The sequence below is a fragment of the Burkholderia sp. SIMBA_051 genome, assembly GCF_046534915.1.
In the GTDB taxonomy this organism is placed as follows: domain Bacteria; phylum Pseudomonadota; class Gammaproteobacteria; order Burkholderiales; family Burkholderiaceae; genus Burkholderia; species Burkholderia ambifaria.
This window is the reverse complement of the sequence record NZ_JAWRXS010000892.1, coordinates 1-236: the sequence shown is the minus strand read 5'-3', so window position 1 is coordinate 236 and position 236 is coordinate 1. Positions and strand designations below refer to the sequence as shown.

The 236-nt window shown below is 57.6% G+C and carries 1 protein-coding gene; it reads left to right on the top strand.

Annotated features, from left to right (window positions below):
- The coding region (locus tag SB771_RS37025) for a 4Fe-4S dicluster-binding protein (RefSeq protein WP_410722289.1) at window positions 1–236 on the top strand (236 nt) is incomplete at both ends.

Genomic DNA, 236 nt, shown 5'->3' with positions numbered 1-236 from the left:
CGCTCGACGAGATTCGCGGCCGCGCGGTGCCGAACGTCACCGACTGGAAATACCTGAACCTCAAATACGACATCAAGGCGCGCATCGATCAGGACAAGTGCATTCAGTGCGGGCTGTGCCATATCGCCTGCGAGGACACCGCGCACCAGGCGATCATGAAAGAAAAAGATGGCGTCCGGCATTTTGAAGTGATGGACTCCGAGTGCGTCGGCTGCAATCTGTGCATGCACGTATGC